Genomic DNA, 15,197 nt, shown 5'->3' on the forward strand with positions numbered 1-15,197 from the left:
GCCCTATCCGCCGGGCTTCGCGTAGCCCGCGGCGCTGACGAATTCGATCCCCACGAACGGATCCCCGCCCTCGACCCACGCGTCGTGCCCCGGCGGGATGGTGTAGGAGTGGCCGCCGGCGATTTCCGCCCGGTTGCCGTCGGTGGTCTCGACGGTGAGTCTGCCGGAAACACAGAAGCCGACGTGGCTTAGCTGGCACATTTCGGTGTGGACCACCGGTTTGATGCAGTCGGACCAGCGCCAGCCCGGCTGGAACGTGAAACGGCCGATGGTGTAGTCGTCGAGGGTGACGATATCCACCTCGGTCTTGTCCGGGCGGCGTTTTTCGTCCGGCATGTCATGGGACTTCACCTGCAATTGGGAAACAGCGACAGCAGGCATCGCTCTGCCTCTTTCCTTAGGGAATGGTAACTACGGACAAGGCCTACGATCCTCGCTTGCGCAGGGGTTGTCGATAAGGATTTCCTAGAAGCCGGAGGAGCTTCCGGAGCCGGAAAAGCTGCCCCCGCTGACTCCGTACCCCGTGGTGCCGCCCCGGGCCGAATTGATGCTGGTCACCCCGGTGGTGAAACCGGAGGAGAACGCGGGAACGGAGAAGAAATAGGTGGACGGGTAGACCGTGCCAAGGATGCTGGGCTCGTAGCCGGGCCGCTTCCTGCCGCCCGTGCCGGACCGGGCCTCTTCCATCTCCCGGCGCATCAGCCGCGCCTCCCGTTCGGTGCGGGCGAAACCCTCGATCACGGTCTCCGCGTGCCGGTTCAGCAGTTCGGTCAGTTCCGTGCGGGCGTCCCGGAGCCGGTCCAGCGCATCCTCCGGGCCGAGGGTGCCGCCCGCGAGGTCCGCGGTCCAGGTCTCCATGTCGCCCTGGTTGCGGTCGCGGAAGGACCGCAGCGCGGCAGCGGTGGCCGAGTCGCCGGCGCCGTGGCTCTTGCGGAGGAGGTCCTCGATGCCGGCCAGATCCCGCCGAAAGGGAGCGAGCTGGCGGTCCCAGGCGGTGGGCCAGAGCGGGCTCCGGTTCAGCAGCGCGTTCGCGTCGGAGATGACGTCATCCAGGGCGTCCAGTTCCGCGGCCGCGTCCGCGAACTGCCGGGCCAGCGCCAAGGACGAGCGTTTCCCTTGCTGCCGTCGGGTGAGGGCATGGACCCGGTTGGAGAGCGCCGTCGCGGCGTCGTACCGGCCGAGGAAACTGCGGTGCTTTTCCAGCACCGTGCCGCCGTAGCGGGAGGCAGCGGGGATGGTGCCGGCATTGAGTTCGGTGACCGGCAGGTCCATGCTCACCCGGGCGTAGGCGGCATCTCCCTTTGCGGTCTCCCGGCGGCACCCCACCCGGGTGCGCCAGTGGACCAGGAGCCCGGCGGCGGCTGCGGCGGCGGCGAGTCCCGCGCCGATCCACAGGGAGATGAGGAACGCGGTGCTGCGGTACCAGGGCTGGTTGATCAGTTCCGCGCCGCGGCGGATGCCGGCGATGGTCCCGTCCGTCCACTGCGCGTCGCGGAGCAGGTCCTTGGACGCGTCCTGGATGTCCGTCCGTGCCCCGGGGGAGACCTTCCGGTCCTCACCCATGTAGGTGCCGACGTGGCGGCCCACCGGGTCGAGCGCGAAAATGAACAGCCCGTCCGCCCACTTCTGACCGTCGGGGCTGATCCAGTCCGGGTGCTCCGCCCGGGCGTAGCGCAACACCTCCTCATTCAGGTTGTCCGAGGCCGTGCCGTTGTAGGTGTAGACCGCGACCTTGGTGGGCTGGTAGAACTCGATCCGCCGGACCGCCGGCAGGAGCGTGGCGAGGTCCAGGACGCCCGCCCGGTCTACGACGACGACGTCGGTGGGCGTGGTGCCGGCGCGGACTAGGTCTGTGCGGACTTCTCCCGTGGGGCCGGCGGCGGTGGTGGTGCCCGTGACGATCGCCGCAGCCGGTGCCGCGACGACTGCTCCGGTCACGGCGGGTCCCTGAACGAGCGCCAAGGCGAGGGCCGCGGCGAGTGCCAGGAACGCGGCAAACCTGGCGGCGGTAAAGGTCCCCATCGGTCCCACCATCTGCAGAAGGCGTGTTGTCCCAGACTCGCGGCGGACCGGCCGGGCTGAAAGGGTCCAAAGACACCATGACCGGTGCGGGTGGTCCTCGCATACTGTCGGCATGAGCCAGCCGAAGCCGGACCGGGTCCTCGTGGGCATCGCCGCGGCCATCGTGCTGCTGATCGTCGCGGCCCTGGGGGCCGTGCTGCTGCGCGGACAGCCGCGTCCGCTGGACCCGGGCACTCCCTCCGGCGTGGTCCAGCAATACAGCAAGGCCGTGGTGGAGGGCGACCTGACGGCGGCGCAGGGCTACTTGACCGGGAACGCCAAGTCCCGGTGCACGGGCTACTTCGGGACGGTTCAGGCGGCCCGGGTGGTGCTGGTGGGCTCCACGGAACGGGGGCCTACCGCCACCGTGCGGGTCTCCATCGTCCACCCCGCCGGGGAAGGCCCCTTCGGTCCCTCCGAATTCACCGAGGACGGGGTATTCGTGCTGGTGCGCTCCGGCACTGGCTGGTTCATCGACGACCTTCCTTACAGCCTGCAGGCCTGCACCGGCGGGACACCGGTCAAATGACCACAACGCCGGTCCGGCTTCCCGCCGGAAGTACCGCCCAGGCCAAGGTCCGCCGGCTGGTGGTGTACGTCCTGCTGGCGGCCCTGGTGGTGATCGCCGCCAACGGGGCCGCCGGCCTGCTGGAACGCGCACTGACCGCCGGGCAGCTCCTGGCCGGTGAAGGGATCGCCGGGCTGGCGCTGTCCCTGGCGTTCGCACTCGTGGGCGGGCCGCTGGCTGCGTTGCTCTGGTGGCTGGTGTGGCGCCGCCTGGGTGCGGAGACCGAACGTGCGGCGCCGTCGTGGGGTCTCTATGTCAGCGCCCTCTATACGCTGTCGCTGCTGATCTCCACCACCTCCCTCCTGGCCGCGGCGTCGTCGCTGGTCACGGAGCCCCAGCCGCAGTGGCGTCCGCCGCTCGCGGTGGGGGTCACCTGGTTCCTGGTGTGGGTGTGGCACCGGTGGATGTGGCGGCACCCGGCCAAGGGGCCCCTGGCGCTCGCGCAGGTACCGGGGGTCATCGGAACGACGGCGGGGCTGGCGATCGGGGCGGGCGCGGCGGTGGCGGCCCTCTCCGGGCTGTTCGACGTCGCCCTGCGCGGCTCGATGGAACTGACCGGCGCCGCGGACCCGTGGTGGCGGGCCGTCCTGGGGAACACGGTGTGGGCCGCCGGGGGAGCGCTGGTGTGGTGGTGGCACTGGTTCCGCGGCGGGGCCCGAAGGCTCAGGGGCGGCTTCGCCGACGTGGCCCTGCTGCTGGCGGGCGTCCTCGCCGCCGGACTGCTGGCGCTCGGGGGTGCCGGGACGGTGCTGTTGGTGCTGCTGCGGCTCGCGTTCGACCGGACCGAGACGCTGACCGGCCTGCTGTCTTCCCTCGGCGCAGCGCTCGCCGCCACCGCCGTCGGCGCCCTTGTCTGGCGGTACCACCGGGCGGCGGCGCGCGGCCGTTCGCCCCGGGTCCGGCGGGCCGGGACCCTGATCACCTCAGGGGTGGCGCTGGCCGCCGCCGCATCCGGGATCGGCGTGGTGCTCAACGCCGCGCTCTCCCTGGCGGTGTCCCCGTTGGCGGAGACGCCACCGGGCGCGGGACCCGGCGGCGGGAGTGCGCTGACCCTGCTGTTGGGCGGGATCAGTTCGCTCGCCGTGGGCGGCCTGGTCTGGTGGCGCACGTGGCGGCCCCGTGAGCAACACGGAACGCAGGGCGTGACGCCCGGCCGGCGGGTCTACTTGGTGACCGTCTTCGGGCTCAGTGCGGCGGTGGCGCTGGTGGCCCTGCTGGTCATTGGCTACCGGCTCTTCGAACTGGCGCTCGCGGACATCACCGGCGGCAGTTTGGTGGACAGGATCCGCGCCCCGCTGGGCTGGCTGGTGGCAGCGGGGCTGGCCTCCGGCTACCACTTCTCCGTCTGGCGGCAGGACAGGACCCTCAAGGACTCCGAGGCACCAGCGGCCCGTCCCCGCATCGGGAGGATCATCCTGGTCACCGCCGCGGACCCCGAACCGCTCCGCCGGATTCTCGAGGAACAGACCGGGGCGCCGGTCACCGTGTGGCGCCGGGCCGGCGTCTTCCCGTCCGGCGCCGCCCCTGATGCTGCCCCGCCCGGTGCGGTGCTGCCCGCCGTCGCCGACGTTGCAGCCCCGCCGACGCTCGCCGGCGCGCTCGCCGGGATCAGCGCGCCGCGGGTGCTGGTCATCGCCGACACCCCGGACTCCGCCCAGGTCATCGCCCTCCGCGACTGACGGCGTCGGACGCCTACCGGGTATCGGCCCCGGGCGGCGGGCCAAACGTCCCCGCGGCCCGGGACCCGGCCAGCGCACTTGCCCCGATCGTGACCAACGCCCCCAGCAGCAGGGCCGCATCTTCGCCCGGAAGCAGGACATTCAGCTGGGTGCCGATGCTGGCCGCCGCCACCGGGATGCCCAGCTGCGCCGCGGACATGACCCCCAGCGGCAGCGGCAGGCCCACCGCCCTGAGCCCTGCGTGCAGTGCGACGGTCCCCAGCCCCAACGCCAGTCCGAGAGCCACCATCTCCGGCCGGCCGGCCAGGTCGCGCAGGTTCAGGGTGGCACCCAGCCAGACGAAGAACACCGGCCCCAGGAAGCCGTCGCTGACGGCGAACAACTGGCGGGCCAGGCGCCGCGGTTCCCCGACGGCCGCGACCACCAGACCGAAGGAGAAGCCCGCCAGCATCACCGACACCCGGCCCAGGTTCGCGATGCCGGCCAGGGCGAAGAGCAGCGCCAGCTGGATCCGCAGTTCCAGGGCGAACTTCCGCTGCTCGGAGAGCCGGTGTACGCGCTGGCGGGTGCCCCTGCGCTCCAGGGCGCGCAGGCCGAAGAAGAGGACGACGGCGGCCGCTGCCACGGCGAGGGCGCCCAGGGCGCCGCGGGCCGCGTTCGGCGGGTCCAAGGCCAGAGGCAGGGCGACGATGCAGGCGATGTCGGCGATGGCCACCTGCGCCATCATCGCCACCACCTGCGGTCCGCCGAGCCGCAGCGAGTCCACGATCGGCAGCACCAGGGCGGCGGAGGAGGACGCCAGGAGCACCACATAGAGCGGGGCGTGTCCCGTGCCGAAGAGCAGGCCCAGGCCGGTGCCTGCTGCCGCTGCGGCCGCGGCGGCCAGCACCGCCCGTCCCGCCCCGCGCCCCAGGGCCGGCCGGATCACCGGGTCCCGGACCGGGACGTGGGTACCGGCGACGAACATCATCAGGGCGAACCCGATGTTGGCGAGCAGGCTGAAGGTGGGGTCACCCGGGTCCACCAGGGCCAGCCCGGTGCGGCCGATCAGGACGCCTGCAAGCAGTTCCCCGAGCACAACCGGCAGATGCCAGCGGACCGGCAGGGCCAGCAGCGGCCCGGCCAGTGCGACGACGGCGATCAGCGCCAGGGTCAGGAAGCTCACGCGGCCCGGTCCTCCCCGGATCCCGCAGCGCCGGGATATCTCAGCATGGACTGAGAGTAGTCCCGCCGGGCCGTTCCGGTCCCGCTTCCCACTCCGCTTTCCGGGCTGGGAAATTGCCAGCAATCTCCCAGCCTGCGTGGATAAGGTCCCGGAGGCGGTCCGCTCCGCCGAGTTGTCACCAAGGAGGATGCGTGGGCCCGATCAAGAGTCTCTGGGCGATGGTCCAGGGCGACCCTGTCTTCATGCGGCGCGTGAACGGCTGGCTGGCGATCATCTGGATCCTGATGATCCCGATCTCGCTGATGATGGGCTGGCTGGACTCGGTGGTCTACGTCTCGGCCCTCTCGCTGTGGGCGCTGGTATCAGGACACTGGTCCGCGTGGCAGGCCGCCCGGGTGGAGGTGGCGCAGATGGAGGACGCCAAGCGCCGCGACAAGGAAGACGTGGTGGCGGAAGTGGTGGAGGCCCTCCTGGCCCGGACCAACGTGGAACCCGCCGGCGCCCCGGCGTGCGGCTGTGCGGAGAACAAGGTGGCGAACCAGGCGGCGAACCGGGCGGAGAGCCGCGTGGAGACCAGCGCCGCGCTGTAAGCGGCTGCATCCACGTTAGGCGGGCCGGTCAGGCCCCTTGAGCCCTGCTGTGGCTGCCTACTCCGTCGCGGCCGGCAGCTCGATCCGCAGCACCGTGCCTTCCGGACCGGTTCCCGCCACCGAAACCGTGCCGCCGGCGGCCATGGCGATCTCGCGCACCAGCGACAGCCCGATCCCGAAACCGCGTCCGCCGTCGGACCCGGCGGGCCGGGCGGCGTGGACGAACCGGTCAAAGATACGGTCCTGGTCCACCCCGGTGATGCCCGGGCCGGTGTCGGAGACGGTGATGACGGCGGACCCGTCCTCCTCCGCGGCCCTAATCAGGACCCGGCCGCCGGACGGGGTGTGCGCCAGCGCGTTGTCCGCCAGGGCCAGCACCGCCCGCCGCAGGGCGTTGGCCTCGATCCGCGCCCGGGGGCGGCCATCGGCCTCGAAGCCGAGCATGATGCCCTTGCCGTCGGCCAACTGCCGCAGGCTTTCTGTGACGGACTCGGCGACGCCGGCCAGCTCCACCGGGGGAGCGCCGGGGTCCGGGGCCGCCGCCGTCGCAGCCAGCAACAGCTCGTTCACGATCCCGGTCAGTGTGGCCGTGTCCGCGCGGATCCGGGCCAGGTTGCGCAGGGCCGTCGGATCTCCCTCCGCGTCACGCTGGGCCAGTTGGATGCGGGTGTCCAGGATCGCCAGCGGGGTGCGCAGTTCGTGGCTGGCGTCCTGGACGAAGCGGCGCTGCAGCGCCAGGGCCTCGCCGAGGGGACGGATGGCGCTGCGGGCGCTGAGCCACCCCGCCAGTCCGGCCAGGGCGATTCCTGCCACGCCGGCGATGATCATGGCCTCGAGGATGTCGCGCGAGTCCACATAGGCGTACGTTGTTCCGGCGCCGGTGGCCGGCAGTTGGGTGGGCTGGGACAGCTTGTGCACCAGATACGCGGTGGCCACCGCCAGGAGCGCCAGCACCAGCACGGCACTGACGGCGCTGATCCGTACGGCCACCTTCAGCGCCGCCCGGCGCAGCGTGGTCTCGTCCGGGCTCGGCCCGGCCGCCGTTGCCTTACTCATGGACACCCGCCCGCGGAAACCTGCTCATCAGCCTGCTCATTCGGGGTCGCCGATCTGGTAGCCGAGCCCGTGGACGGTGCGGACCACGGACTTGGAGATCTTCCGGCGGAGGTGGTGGACATAGGTGTCGATCACGCCCGGCTGGTCTGTCGGGGAAAAGTACCGGGACAGCAGCTCGTCCCGGGTGAACACGCGGCCCGGTTCGGTGGCGAGGGCGCCCAGCAGTTCGGCCTCCTTGGCGGTGAGGGTGACGGTCTGGCCGTAAAGCGAGCGGACCAGGCGCGCCCCGGGATCCAGCTCCCAGCCGCCGATGGCGACGGTGGCCGGCGGCGGGGCGAACGTGCGGGTGAGGGCCCGGAGCCGGGCGGCGAGTTCGCGGGCATCGAAGGGTTTGGTGACGTAGTCGTTGGCTCCGGCGTCCAGGCCACGGACCTTCTCGTCCGGATCCCCGAGCGCCGTCAGGATCAGGATCGGCGTCGCGATGCCCTTGGCGCGCAGCGCACCTATCAGGCCGATGCCGTCCAGGCCCGGGAGGCCGCGATCGATCACCATCACGTCCCAGGCCCCGGTCAACCCGCGGTGCAGGCCCTCCTGTCCGCTGGCGGCAAGGACCACCCGGTAGTCGGGTTCCAGGAGTTCGGCGATCAGCGGGCCGAGGACGGGATCGTCCTCGACCAGCAGCAGGGCGGGCATCGGCATGGGGCTAGTCTTCCACCGCCGCGGTGCGCACCCCGTCCCCGGACACGCGATCCCGGGATCCGCCGTCGTCCGCGCCGTCACTCGTCGCGCCGTCGTCCGCGGGAGTGCCGGACGCGTCTGTGCCCGACGAACCACGGGAGCCGCCGCGGCGCCGGCGGAGCAACTGGACCAGCCAGGGCAGCACCGAGACCAAGACCATGGCGATGGCGATGATGTCAATGTTGTTCGCAATGATCGCGTAGTGGCCCAGCCAGGTGCCCAGCAGCGTCACCGAGGTGGCCCAGGCGAGGGCCCCGACGATGTTCCAGAGGGTGAAGGAGCGGTAGCCGTAGCGGCCGATCCCGGCGGTCAGCGGCGCGAAGGTGCGGACCATCGGGACGAAGCGGGCCAGGACGACGGCGGCGCCCCCGTGCCGGCGGAAGAAGTCCTCGGTGGCGGTGAGGCGGGCGGTCTTCAGGATCCGCGCGTCGTCCTTGAACCACCGGCGGCCGAAGGTCCGGCCGAGGAAATAGCCCACCTGGTCGCCGGCGATCGCTGCGGCCGTGATCACCCCGATCAGCACCGGCAGGCCCAGCTCCAGTTCACGGTGCAGGAGCCCCGCGGTGAACAGAAGCGAATCGCCCGGCAGGAACGGAAACAGCACCCCCGATTCGATGAACACCATGGCGGCGATGACGCCGAGGGCCGCCGGTCCCAGCCCGGAGAGCATGGTCGCGGGGTCCAGGAGGGAGGGGGCGCCGGCGACGAGGCCGGGGGCCAGGGTGGCGGCGTGGACGATGCTGTGCACGTGCGGGGGTCCTTAGCGTCGGGGAGAGCGGAGGGCGGCGGGGATCCGTTCCGCCAGGGCCGGGCCGAACCGGTTCCAGAGGCCGGTGACCACCAGGACGGCGGCGCTGGCGGCCAGGAACGAGGCGGTGACGTCGGTGGGGTAGTGCACGCCGACGTAGAGCCGGGACCAGGCCACGATCACGGCCACCACGGCGCCGAGGACGGCGACCGGCCGGGCCCAGCGGGTGCCGCGGACCAGGAAGAACAGGGCGAACGTCAGCGCCACGGCAAAGGACACGTGCCCGCTGGGGAAGCTGTTGGAGCCGGTCTCGGGGGAGAGCGGGTCCACCAGCAGGCCCTGGTCCGGGCGCTGCCGGGCGATCAGGAGCTTGAACGCCTCGCTCGCCGCCCAGCCGGAGCAGGCGACGAGCCCGAAGGCCACCGCCTTGACCAGGTCGCCCCGGACCAGCCAGATGACCAGCGCGATGACGGCGACGACGGCGAGCCCCACCACGGGGCCGAAGACCAGGTTGATGGCCATGGCGACGGCGGTCAGCACGGCGATGTGGTGCTGGCTGAGGTTCTGGTCGATGCCCAGCTCGGCCGCGGTGTCGCCGGGCAGCAGCTTCACCGTGACGCCGAGGGCGATCACGACGGCGGAGAGCAGTACCGCCAGCAGCAGCCAGTGGCGCTGCCGGGGCAGCGGCCAGAACCGGCCGGCGGCCGTGCCGGATGAACCGGTGCCGGCCGAACCTGTGCCGGAAGAACCGTGGCGCTCGGCTGATCGATCGAGTGGGGCGGGTCCTGTCATGGAATCCTCCGTGTCGGGGGCGCTGGCGCGCGGTGGCGCACCTCTTCCAGTGTCCCCGGCACCGGTTAAGAATCGCTTAAGAATCCTCAGTGGTGGAAGGCCGAGCTCTGCCCCTGGGACGGCATCGGCGCGTCGAGGGAGTCCAGATACTCGACTTCCTTCTTCAGGTCGGCCAGGAAACTCGCCGCGAGGTCCTTCGTGAAGCCGTTCCGCACCACCACCCGCTGCACCGTGATGTCGCCGAGGCCGTCCGGGAGGGGGTAGGCGGGAACAATCCAGCCGCTCATCCGCAGCCGCTCCGACAGGTGGTGGAGGTTCCAGTTCCGGGTGTGGCCGTCGGCCAGCTGCCATGCGAAGACCGGGATGTCCGAGCCGTCGCTCCAGAGCGTGAACGCCTCCATGGCGCCGATCTCGGCGGAGAGGTAGGTGGCCACGTCCCGGCAGGCGGACTGGACGGAGGCGTAGCCCTCGAAGCCGAGGCGGAGGAAGAGGTAGTACTGCAGCAGCACCTGGGCGCCGGGCCGGGAAAAGTTCAGCGCGAACGTGGGCATGTCCCCGCCGAGGTAGCTGACGTGGAATACCAGCTCCTCCGGCAGGGCGTCCTTGTCCCGCCAGATCACCCAGCCGAGGCCGGGGTAGACCAGGCCGTACTTGTGGCCGGACGTGTTGATCGAGGCGACCCGGGGGAGCCGGAAGTCCCACACCGTGTCCGGCTGCAGGAACGGGGCGATCATGGCCCCGGAGGCGCCGTCGACGTGGATGGGGACGTCGTGGCCATACTTGTCCTCGATGGCGTCCAGCGCGGCGGAGATCCCGGCGATGTCCTCGTAGCGGCCGGTGTAGGTGACGCCCATGATGGCCACGACGCCGATGGTGTTCTCATCCACGTACTGCGCCAGGTCTGAGCCGTCCAGGACCGGGTGTTCGGCGGAGACGGGGACGTAGCGGGCCTCGACCTCCCAGTAGTTGCAGAACTTCTCCCAGCAGACCTGGACGGCGGAGCTGAGGACCAGATTGGGCTTGTCCGTGGGTTTGCCCGCGGCCCGGCGGGCGTTCTGCCAGCGCCGCTTCAGGGCCAGGCCGCCCAGCATGCAGGCCTCGGAGGAGCCGATGGTGGAGGTCCCGACGGCGGACTCCGGTTCCGGGGCGTTCCAGAGGTCGGCGAGCATCCGCCAGCAGCGGGTCTCGATCAGGGCGGTCTGCGGGTACTCGTCCTTGTCGATCATGTTCTTGTCGAACGTCTCGGCGTAGAGTTTCGCGGCCTCGGTCTCCATCCAGGTGCCCACGAAGGTGGCCAGGTTCAGGCGGGCATTGCCGTCCAGCATCGCCTCGTCATGGACCACCTGGTACGCCGTGGCGGGGAGGGACTCGCCGTCGGGAAGCCGGAACTTGGGAAAGGTGGTGGCCTCGCCCGGCCTGCTGAAGAGCGGGTTGAGCTCCACGTCGGTGTCCGGCTCGTGCTTGGGGGATCGGTGGGACCTGGGCATGGCACTCCTTCGGCAGGGGGAAGCCGCGGCGGGGCCGGGGCCTGCCCCGCCCACGCTACCCGCCGGGCCGGGGCCTTGGAAGGAAACGGCGCCGACACGCCCCGCCGTGCGCCGCCGTCGGCGGCTCAACTGGGAAGATCGGCGCATGAACGCAGAGGTAGCGAACGGCCACGGCGGGCACAATTTCAACAGCCGCGCCCACCACTCCCGGCTCCGGGTACTCGTGATGGTCCTGGTCGGCGCGGCCACCGCTGTCGCCGTCGGGTCCCTGATGTCCTGGGCCTACGCGCCCGCGCTGGGCTGGGCGGCGGCGTCCCTGACCTACCTGATCTGGGTGTGGTCGGTGATCGGCGGCCTGCAGCCGCAGGCGACGGCGGCGCACGCCCGCCGCGAGGACCCCAGCCGCGGCCTGGCCGACGGTCTGGTGCTGGTGGCCACCGTGGCGAGCTTCGGCGGCGTCGCCCTGATCCTGCTCGATGCCTCCAACGCCCAGGGCGGCACCAAGGCGGCCATCATTGCCATGGCCGTGGGCAGCGTGGCGCTGTCCTGGTTCCTGGTGCACACCCTGTACACCCTCCGGTACGCCTCCATCTACTACCGGGACAAGACCGGCGTCGACTTCAACGAGGACAAGCTGCCCCGCTACCTGGACTTCGCGTACCTGGCCTTCACCGTCGGCATGACCTTCCAGGTCTCGGACACGGACCTCAAGACCGACGCCATCCGCACCACCGTCCTGCGACAGGCCCTCCTGTCCTACCTGCTGGGCACGATCGTGCTCGCCACCACCATTAACCTGGTGGCCGGCCTCATCCACTGACCGGCCACCGCGGGTTTCAGCCCCCGGCCTTAGACGCCGTGCCTCAGACACCGCCCTTAGACGCCGGCGTTGTAGACGTCGAGGCCGAACCGGTTCAGGCCCGGGGTCCCGGCGTAGCCGAGGTAGGGCAAGCCGAAGGTGTCCTCGATGCTGGCCAGCAGGCTGTAGTGGTTGTACGGGGTGGTGGACCAGGTGCCGCCCTTGCTGAACGGGGAGAGCACCAGGGCGCCCACCCGGCCGCCGCCCATGCCCGTGATGCCGGGCAGGGCCGCGTTCGGCCCGGGGCCCTCGCCGCAGCAGGCGCTGGCGTCGGACTGGGGTCCGTCGGATTCGTCGAAGGTGATGACCAGGACACCGTCCTGCTTGAAGGCCGGCGAACCGGTGATGACCGGGACCCACTGCTTGAGCCAGGCGTCGGCACTGGCCAGGCCGCCGGGTTGTCCGTCGACACACGGGGAGTCGTGGCCGTCGTGGCAGAGGTTGGGGGTGATCATCGACAAGTTCGGCGTCGTGGCGGTGGAAGCGAGGTCGGTGCTCAGGTTGGAGAGGTCGACGTCGTTCGCGGCGCAGTCGGGTGAACCGGTGATCCCGGCAAAGTAGACGAACGGGTTGTGGCGGGCCGCGTACTGGTCGCCGACCCTAGCCTTCTGGGTGTCGTCGACGGCGCCGAGGGCTGGGTGCCGGCAGGGGGTGCCCATGTCCTCCATGTAGCCCTTCCAGGTCTTCCCGGCGTCCTTGAGCTGACCGGCGACGGTGGGGACGCTGGCGGGGAAGACGCAGCCGTCGCCGACGGCCTGGCCCGGGCTGGCGGTACCGGTGCCCACGAACGGGGAGTAGGTCTGGCAGTCGTACTGCATCTGGGCGTTCGGCCCTTGGCCGGAGATCTGCGCGACGTAGTTGGGCTGGGAGTTGTGGGCGGTGCCGAAGTACTGGTTCAGCAGCACGCCCTGGCTGCGGAGCGTCTGGGACAGGTACGGGGCGGCCGACGCCGGGCCCCAGGTCTCGTCGTAGCCCTTGTTCTCGAGGTTGATCACGAAGAGGTGCTTGGCCCCGGGCAGGTAGCCGCCGGTCTGGGTCGCGGCGGGGACGGCGGTGCCGGCCTGCTGCGGTGCGGCGGCGGCGGCGCCCGCGGTGGCTGACGCCGAGCCGTAGCCGATGCCCGCGGCGGCGAGCACGAGCGCGGAGGCGGCGGCGAACCGCTTCAGGATCCGTCGCCCGCGGCGGGGTGCGGAGTGCGTGCTGGTGCTGGCGTTGCTGGTGGTGTTGTTCACGGCAGTTTCCATCCGTCGGCGAGGGCTTTCTGTTTCAGTCCGGACCATTCCTCTTCCGGGGGCGGTCCCACCGGGGTGCAGGCGGGGCCGGCCACGAAGGGCGGGACGAGGTACTTAGGGGCGGCGAGGTTGGCGGGGGTGCCGAAGTCCAGTACCTCGGCGATGTTCCGGGCGGCCTGGTCGCGGGGTGTCAGCGCCGGGAGGTTCCAACGCCACTCGATGGCCTTGAGGACCGAGGTGTGGTCGTAGACATCGTGGGCGACGTAGCGGCGGCGGGCGCGCGGGGAGACCACCAGGGAGGGGACCCGGAAGCCGCGAAGGGCCGTCGTGTCCGCGGTGTCGGGCGCCGTGGCCGGGGCGACGTGGTCGTAGAAGCCACCCCATTCGTCGTAGTTGACCACCAGCAGGGTGTTGGCCCAGCCCGGGCCGGAGGTGACCGCGTTGTAGACCTCGGCCAGGAAGGTCTCACCGGAGCGGATGTCCGCGTGTGGGTGGTCGTCCCCGGAGGTCCCGGACCCCTCGTCGGTGAAGCGCGGGTCCACGAAGGACACGGCCGGCAGGGTCCCGGCCGAGCAGTCCGTGAGGAAGTCCGCGTAGGGGTGGGAGATGGGCTGGTACTTGGTGCCCCAGAGCGCCGTGAAGGGGATGTCGCCGTAGTAGTACTTCCCGGCCACGCCCGCGGCTGCCAGCCGGTCCCAGATGGTGGGAAGCGTGGCGGTCACGGTGGAGTTGTGGATCCGGTCCGTGGCGGCCGCGTGCTGGTAGAAGCGGTTGGGGTACGTCTCGGCCATGGTCGCGGCGAAGTAGCGGTCGCAGACGGTCCAATCGGGTCCGGCCTGGCGCCAGAAGTCCAGGTCCGGGGCGTCGTAGTAGCCGACGGCGAATTCGTCGTTCTCGCCGGCCCGGAGCCAGCCGTCGTTCTTGCCGTTGTTGAACTGGATCCGGCCGCCCTCGTAGGAGTGGTCCGGGTCCGGGTGGCCGCAGCCTTGGAAATCGGTCAGGTGGTAGGTCGAGTGCGGGATGCCGTAACGGTCCCTGAAGCTCAGCCCGGACTGTGTGCCGTCGGCGCCCGGCAGCCAGCCGAGGAAGTGGTCGAAGGAGCGGTTCTCCATCATCACCACGATGATGTGCTCGATGCCTGACGCGTCGGGCGCGGGCAGGCTCGGGGCGGCGGCGGTCGCGGCACGGACCGTGCCGGTGGTGGCGAGGGCGGTAGCCGCCGTCGCTCCCGCCACTCCGAGAAAACTCCGTCTGGAAAAAGTCACGTGATCATTTCCTTCGTTATCGGGCCGGACATTCTGGCTGCTGTCGTCAGCCGGTCCTGCGCAGGGGTAATCGCTGGAAGCGACGGAAAAGTTACGGTCCCGGGGTCCCCGCCCCGGAGGCAGCCGGATTCCTGACGGTCCCGTCGTAGGCTCCGGCCTGCCACATCCCGCCGGCCCCGGACAGTACCCGGACCGCAGGATGACGCCCAAAAGTAGATCACGGGAAGGTTACGGAACTGCCTGTTTTTCACGTCCGTCCGTGCTTTGTTCACGCGATGTTTGCCTGAAACACCGGAACTTCCCCGGCCGGGCAGCGCCGCCCGGGGGCCTGCACTAGCATCGGAGCAACGGCATCCCGCCGCCGGCACACGCCGCCGATCCCTCCGCCGCAGCGCGGGCGGGACACGGCCGAAAACCCCGCAGGAGCACGCATGGACATCACCGACGTCATCCTCAACGACCACCACGACCAGCGCCGCATGTTCGCGATCCTGGAGGAGATGCGCGGTGCAGCCCCCGCTGACCTGGCCGCCGTCTGGGACCGCCTGCAGATCCTGCTGGAAGTGCACGCCAAGGCCGAGGAGGAGCTGTTCTATCCGGAGCTGCTGGCGCTGGGCACGGGCGAGGGCGGCAAGGACTCACCGGAGGACGAGACCACCGACGCCATCCACGACCACAATGAGATCCGTGACGCGATCGCCGACGTGGGGCGGCACGACGCCGGCTCCGACGAGTGGTGGGCCGCCATCGCGAAGGTGAATGAGGCCAACAGCGAGCACATGGGCGAGGAGGAACGCGAGGGCCTCACCGACTTCCGGCTGCACGCGGACCTGGACCTGCGGCACAAGCTGGCCGTGTCCTTCTACGCCTTCGAGGCAGCCCACGCCGGCGGCATCAAGGCCCGGGACGTCGACCCTGACGAGTACGTGGAGCAGAACGAGCCGGGCTCGAAGTAGC

Annotated in this window: 15 protein-coding genes; 5 read left to right on the forward strand and 10 right to left on the reverse strand. The window is 70.9% G+C overall.

Annotation, left to right across the window (positions count from 1 at the left end; translation table 11 throughout):
• Window positions 1–3 precede the first annotated feature (3 nt).
• Window positions 4–381 carry a cupin domain-containing protein gene (locus ACFVY3_RS04805; protein ID WP_290257681.1) on the reverse strand — a complete coding sequence of 126 codons (378 nt, stop codon included), beginning with the start codon at window positions 379–381 and terminating at the stop codon, window positions 4–6.
• An 84-nt stretch (window positions 382–465) separates the two neighbouring features.
• Window positions 466–2,022 (reverse strand): DUF5129 domain-containing protein, encoded by a 1,557-nt coding sequence (locus ACFVY3_RS04810; RefSeq protein ID WP_400158926.1) that lies wholly within the window; start codon window positions 2,020–2,022, stop codon window positions 466–468.
• A gap of 112 nt (window positions 2,023–2,134) precedes the next feature.
• On the opposite strand from ACFVY3_RS04810, the gene ACFVY3_RS04815 reads away from it, so the two are divergent.
• Both ACFVY3_RS04815 and ACFVY3_RS04820 read left to right on the forward strand, forming a co-directional pair.
• A complete protein-coding gene (locus ACFVY3_RS04815; RefSeq protein WP_364135349.1) occupies window positions 2,135–2,590 on the forward strand; it encodes a hypothetical protein in 456 nt (151 codons plus the stop codon).
• On the forward strand, window positions 2,587–4,308 hold the full coding sequence (locus ACFVY3_RS04820) for a DUF5671 domain-containing protein (protein ID WP_400158927.1): 1,722 nt from the start codon (window positions 2,587–2,589) through the stop codon (window positions 4,306–4,308). Before ACFVY3_RS04815 ends, ACFVY3_RS04820 begins: the two co-directional genes overlap by 4 nt.
• Before the next feature lie 13 nt (window positions 4,309–4,321).
• On the opposite strand, the gene ACFVY3_RS04825 is transcribed toward ACFVY3_RS04820, so the two are convergent.
• Window positions 4,322–5,473 carry a cation:proton antiporter gene (locus ACFVY3_RS04825; RefSeq protein ID WP_400158928.1) on the reverse strand — a complete coding sequence of 384 codons (1,152 nt, stop codon included), beginning with the start codon at window positions 5,471–5,473 and terminating at the stop codon, window positions 4,322–4,324.
• 191 nt (window positions 5,474–5,664) lie between these two features.
• Here ACFVY3_RS04825 and ACFVY3_RS04830 point away from each other — a divergent pair, with 191 nt between their 5' ends.
• Complete coding sequence (locus ACFVY3_RS04830) at window positions 5,665–6,063, forward strand: hypothetical protein (RefSeq protein WP_400158929.1); 399 nt, start codon at window positions 5,665–5,667, stop codon at window positions 6,061–6,063.
• Window positions 6,064–6,120: 57 nt separating this feature from the next.
• On the opposite strand, the gene ACFVY3_RS04835 is transcribed toward ACFVY3_RS04830, so the two are convergent.
• The 5 genes from ACFVY3_RS04835 to ACFVY3_RS04855 form a co-directional block, all read right to left on the reverse strand.
• Window positions 6,121–7,119 (reverse strand): sensor histidine kinase, encoded by a 999-nt coding sequence (locus ACFVY3_RS04835; protein ID WP_400158930.1) that lies wholly within the window; start codon window positions 7,117–7,119, stop codon window positions 6,121–6,123.
• A 36-nt stretch (window positions 7,120–7,155) separates the two neighbouring features.
• Complete coding sequence (locus tag ACFVY3_RS04840) at window positions 7,156–7,818, reverse strand: response regulator transcription factor (RefSeq protein WP_400158931.1); 663 nt, start codon at window positions 7,816–7,818, stop codon at window positions 7,156–7,158.
• A 4-nt stretch (window positions 7,819–7,822) separates the two neighbouring features.
• The gene (locus ACFVY3_RS04845; protein WP_400158932.1) at window positions 7,823–8,605 is read right to left on the reverse strand and encodes a DedA family protein; all 783 of its coding nucleotides are present in this window, start codon (window positions 8,603–8,605) and stop codon (window positions 7,823–7,825) included.
• A gap of 12 nt (window positions 8,606–8,617) precedes the next feature.
• Window positions 8,618–9,397, reverse strand: a complete 780-nt coding sequence (locus ACFVY3_RS04850) for a phosphatase PAP2 family protein (RefSeq protein ID WP_400158933.1) — start codon at window positions 9,395–9,397, stop codon at window positions 8,618–8,620.
• Window positions 9,398–9,483: 86 nt separating this feature from the next.
• Window positions 9,484–10,884: a glutamate decarboxylase gene (locus tag ACFVY3_RS04855; RefSeq protein ID WP_400158934.1), complete on the reverse strand. Its 1,401-nt coding sequence runs from the start codon at window positions 10,882–10,884 to the stop codon at window positions 9,484–9,486.
• Window positions 10,885–11,029: 145 nt separating this feature from the next.
• Here ACFVY3_RS04855 and ACFVY3_RS04860 point away from each other — a divergent pair, with 145 nt between their 5' ends.
• Window positions 11,030–11,704 (forward strand): DUF1345 domain-containing protein, encoded by a 675-nt coding sequence (locus ACFVY3_RS04860; RefSeq protein WP_400158935.1) that lies wholly within the window; start codon window positions 11,030–11,032, stop codon window positions 11,702–11,704.
• Window positions 11,705–11,760: 56 nt separating this feature from the next.
• On the opposite strand, the gene ACFVY3_RS04865 is transcribed toward ACFVY3_RS04860, so the two are convergent.
• Together ACFVY3_RS04865 and ACFVY3_RS04870 are read right to left on the reverse strand one after the other, a co-directional pair.
• Entirely contained in the window at window positions 11,761–12,975 is a 1,215-nt protein-coding gene (locus ACFVY3_RS04865; RefSeq protein WP_400158936.1) for an alkaline phosphatase family protein, read from the reverse strand.
• Window positions 12,972–14,240, reverse strand: a complete 1,269-nt coding sequence (locus ACFVY3_RS04870) for an alkaline phosphatase family protein (RefSeq protein WP_400158937.1) — start codon at window positions 14,238–14,240, stop codon at window positions 12,972–12,974. Before ACFVY3_RS04870 ends, ACFVY3_RS04865 begins: the two co-directional genes overlap by 4 nt.
• Before the next feature lie 431 nt (window positions 14,241–14,671).
• Here ACFVY3_RS04870 and ACFVY3_RS04875 point away from each other — a divergent pair, with 431 nt between their 5' ends.
• Window positions 14,672–15,196 (forward strand): hemerythrin domain-containing protein, encoded by a 525-nt coding sequence (locus tag ACFVY3_RS04875; RefSeq protein ID WP_400158938.1) that lies wholly within the window; start codon window positions 14,672–14,674, stop codon window positions 15,194–15,196.
• The last annotated feature ends 1 nt before the right edge of the window (window position 15,197 follow it).

Origin of the sequence: Arthrobacter sp. BPSS-3, assembly GCF_044628475.1 — a bacterium.
GTDB lineage: Bacteria > Actinomycetota > Actinomycetes > Actinomycetales > Micrococcaceae > Arthrobacter.